2 protein-coding genes and 1 pseudogene are annotated in these 3,445 nt (G+C 56.7%); all 3 read right to left on the bottom strand.

Going from position 1 to position 3,445, the window contains the following annotated elements; genetic code table 11:
* Positions 1–1,993: putative 2-aminoethylphosphonate ABC transporter permease subunit (locus ACR0KM_RS20930; protein WP_480865569.1), on the bottom strand; the 1,993-nt coding region annotated here is incomplete at its 3' end.
* Positions 1,993–3,123 carry a putative 2-aminoethylphosphonate ABC transporter ATP-binding protein gene (locus ACR0KM_RS20925; RefSeq protein WP_480820971.1) on the bottom strand — a complete coding sequence of 377 codons (1,131 nt, stop codon included), beginning with the start codon at positions 3,121–3,123 and terminating at the stop codon, positions 1,993–1,995. The genes ACR0KM_RS20930 and ACR0KM_RS20925, both read right to left, overlap by 1 nt.
* Positions 3,124–3,259: 136 nt before the next feature.
* A pseudogene (locus ACR0KM_RS20920) lies at positions 3,260–3,445 on the bottom strand (putative 2-aminoethylphosphonate ABC transporter substrate-binding protein); the annotation flags it as partial.

The following is a 3,445-nucleotide window of genomic DNA, read 5'->3' as shown; positions in this document are numbered from 1 at the left end:
CTTGGGTTCGACTCAGGATTCCTTTGGACGCAATCAGGTGTAAAATCCGCGCCGCCGCATTGGTGTAAAAGATCATCATCCCCATCGCCGCAGCGGGTGCGATATCACCCGCATCGTCCATGTTCAGCACCGCAATCGAGGCCAAGGTGGTCTTGGGTGAATACAGGAACACGACCGCAGATACGGTCGTCATCGCGTTGACGAACAGGTAGATCGAGATATCCAGCACCGCGGGCAGGCAGACCGGTACGGTCACCCGGGCGAACAGCTTCATTGTCGGCTGTTTGAGTGAGGCAGAGACAGATTCAAACTCTCGGTCCATCTGCTTGAGCGCCGTCACGGCGGTCAAATGTGACACGGTGTAGAAATGTGTCACCGAGCAGATCACAAGAATGGCCATGGTGCCATAGATCGCGTTCAGCGGGTTGGCCGGGTTGTTGAAGAAGAAGATATAGGCTAGGCCCAACACCATTCCGGGGATCGCCATGGGCAGCATGGCAAACATCTGGAACAAAGCGCGCCCGGTTTTGAACCCGTTTGACTTTTCAACAAGATAGGCGCCGAAAAACACGACCGAAGTGCCGATCACTGCAGTCAGCAGCGCCATCCTGATCGAGTTAAAATACGACGCCCAACCACCGCCATCCATGCGGTTGAAGTCATAGTTGCGCAGGCTCAGGCTTAGGTCATAGGGCCAGAACTTGATCAGTGCAGCGAACTGACAAACCGCCAGAATTCCGACAATGAACAGGGCGACCAGGCTGCAATAGACCAGCATGATACGATCCGTTTTTGGGTTCGGATTCGGCTGATACGGAACGGAACGCGCCGACAGCAGCGCCACCTGTTTCGACTGCACCAACCGGTCTATTGCAAAGGCCAGGATCGCCGGCACCACCAGCACAACGGACACAACGGCGCCCATCTCAAAGTTCTGCTGACCGATCACCTGCTTGAAGATATCGACGGCCAGAACGTTGAACTGTCCGCCAATAACCTTAGGCAGACCAAAATCCGTGATCACCAGGTTGAACACCACGAAGGCAGCAGAGATCAGGCCATAGCGCACGCCGGGGATGGTCACGGTCCAGAAGGTCCGCCATGGCGTCGAGCGCAGACTGGCAGCCGCTTCGTATAGCCGGGCATCGGAAATGGCCAAAGCTGTCGAGATGATGATGAACGCATGTGGAAAGGTGAAGAAGACCGAACCTATGATGATCCCGATAGGCCCGTAGATACTGGCACCAAACAGCAGTTCCTTGATCATACCCTGATTGCCGAAGAGATACACCAAAGCGATCCCCGGCAAGAGGGACGGCACAAGAATTGGAGCCATCGCAACCAGACGAAACAGGCCTTTGAAGCGCATGCAGCTGCGGTTCAGCGCATAAGCAAACCAGAAGGCCAGCGTCACAGTAATAACCGTAACAACGACTGAAATCCAAAGTGAGTTCTTGATCGAGTTGAACAGTGCCGGGGTTGAGAAATAGCTGACGAAGTTGTCCACGCCCGTCGATTTGACCGGCCGCAACTGAACCCTGCGGAACGTGTTCGAATCTAGCTCGACCCAATCAGTGCCTGTTTGCAGATTGGACCCGATCAGGAACCGCCCATCTGGCACGGTGTTGCGGATCTGGTACATCACCGGGCTGCGGAAACTGAAATCCGGGAAAAACGGAGTGACAGACAGCCGTCCGTCCGAGCCTGTTGACAAGTCTTGTTCGCTATAAGCCCCGGTTTCGGCATTCAGCTGAGCACCATTCAGTACGGTGCCGCTGAATACGCCATTGTCGTCGCTGACCTGAAACTCGTATTGCGACAATTCCATACGAAAGGTTGAAAACGATTTGGACAGCATCGCCCAAAGCGGGAACGCCAGCGTCACAACCAGATACAGGGCGATGATGATCATGCCACCGCGCATAATGATGTCGTCGCGGCTCAACTTGCCCTTGATGATCGGGCCGGCGGGCAGAGAGGTGGTATCGGTCATCAGCCCTCCTCCGCCGGGGTGAAGGCCATCAGGCGGTTGCGGGGCAGCTCGATCATCATCTGACCACCCGCTTCAAGGCCCAGACGACGCACAGCGTTGATCGAGAAATCTGCAATCAGTTCTTCGTCACCAAAAATCTGATGCGACAGGCGGCAGCGCCAGAACGAGCCAAGGAACTCCATCTCGGTGATCGACACCTCGAACGCGTTTTCCGGTGTGGTAATCACATCCGGCGCACCGGGCGAGCGTGCGCCTTCGCCATGTGGAATGATATCCTCGGGGCGTACTGCCGCCACGATCCTGCTGCTTTTCTGCAGGCTGTGCGGCTCGCATTTCAGAATTGAACCGCCCAGTTCCAGCGTTTCGGTATCACCGGCGACCGCGGGCAGCTGGTTCATCTCGCCGATGAAGTCGGCCACAAAAAGGTTGGCCGGGTGGCGGTAAATCTCGGTGGGCGTACCGACCTGTTCGATTACGCCGTGGTTCATGACCACGATCCGGTCGGCCATGGCCAGCGCCTCTTCCTGATCGTGGGTCACCATCACAGTCGTCACGCCCAGCTTGCGCTGCAATTCCTTGATTTCATGCCGCAAATGTACACGCACCTTGGCGTCCAGCGCCGACAGCGGCTCGTCAAGCAGCAGCAGGCCAGGATTGGTTGCAATGGCGCGCGCAAGAGCGATCCGCTGTTGCTGACCACCCGACAGTTGGGCGGGATACTTGCTGCCCTGATCCGGCAGGCCCACCAGTTTCAGGAGCTCGGCCACCCGCACCGCAATCTCGGATTTGCTGCGGCCCGTGTTTTCCAGCCCGAAAGCGATATTCTTTTCGATCGTCAGGTTCGGGAACAGCGCGTAAGACTGGAACACGATCCCGAAATCACGCTCGGACGGGGGCAGGTTCGAGACATCCTTGCCGTCCTGCATGACCGTCCCCTTGGTCTGCAGGTCCAGCCCCGCAATGGCGCGCAAAAGCGTGGTCTTGCCGCAACCCGAGGGCCCCAGAAAACAGATGAATTCGCCTTCGTTGATGTCCAGCGAGATATCCCGGAGGGCCAGAAAATCACCAAACGCCTTCCAGAGGTCTTGGATACTCAGATAGAGATCACCGGGAGAGGTTTTCTTAAGCACGGGGAGTGGTCCTTGAGCTTTGCGCAGCAGCCATGGCGGAAGAATGGCCAGAAATTCGCCGCGCCGTTCACATGAATTGTAAGGGGAAGTTTATCCAAAGGCCGGAGGGGCGTTAAGCCCCTCCGGCCCGAGTGGTTTATTCTTTGGGTTCGGACTTGCCGTCATAACGCTCTTGCCATTCCGCAAGGATGGCAGCACGGTTATTGGCGGCGAATTCGAAGTCATTGTCGATCATCGCGTCCAACAGGCCGTCGGGGAAGTGCTCGACGGGTTTGGCAACACCGGGCATCGCGACAACTGCATAGCCTACGTTATACATCTC

The sequence above is a fragment of the Ruegeria sp. G10 genome, assembly GCF_056533645.1.
This window is presented reverse-complemented; position numbering and strand designations above follow the sequence as displayed.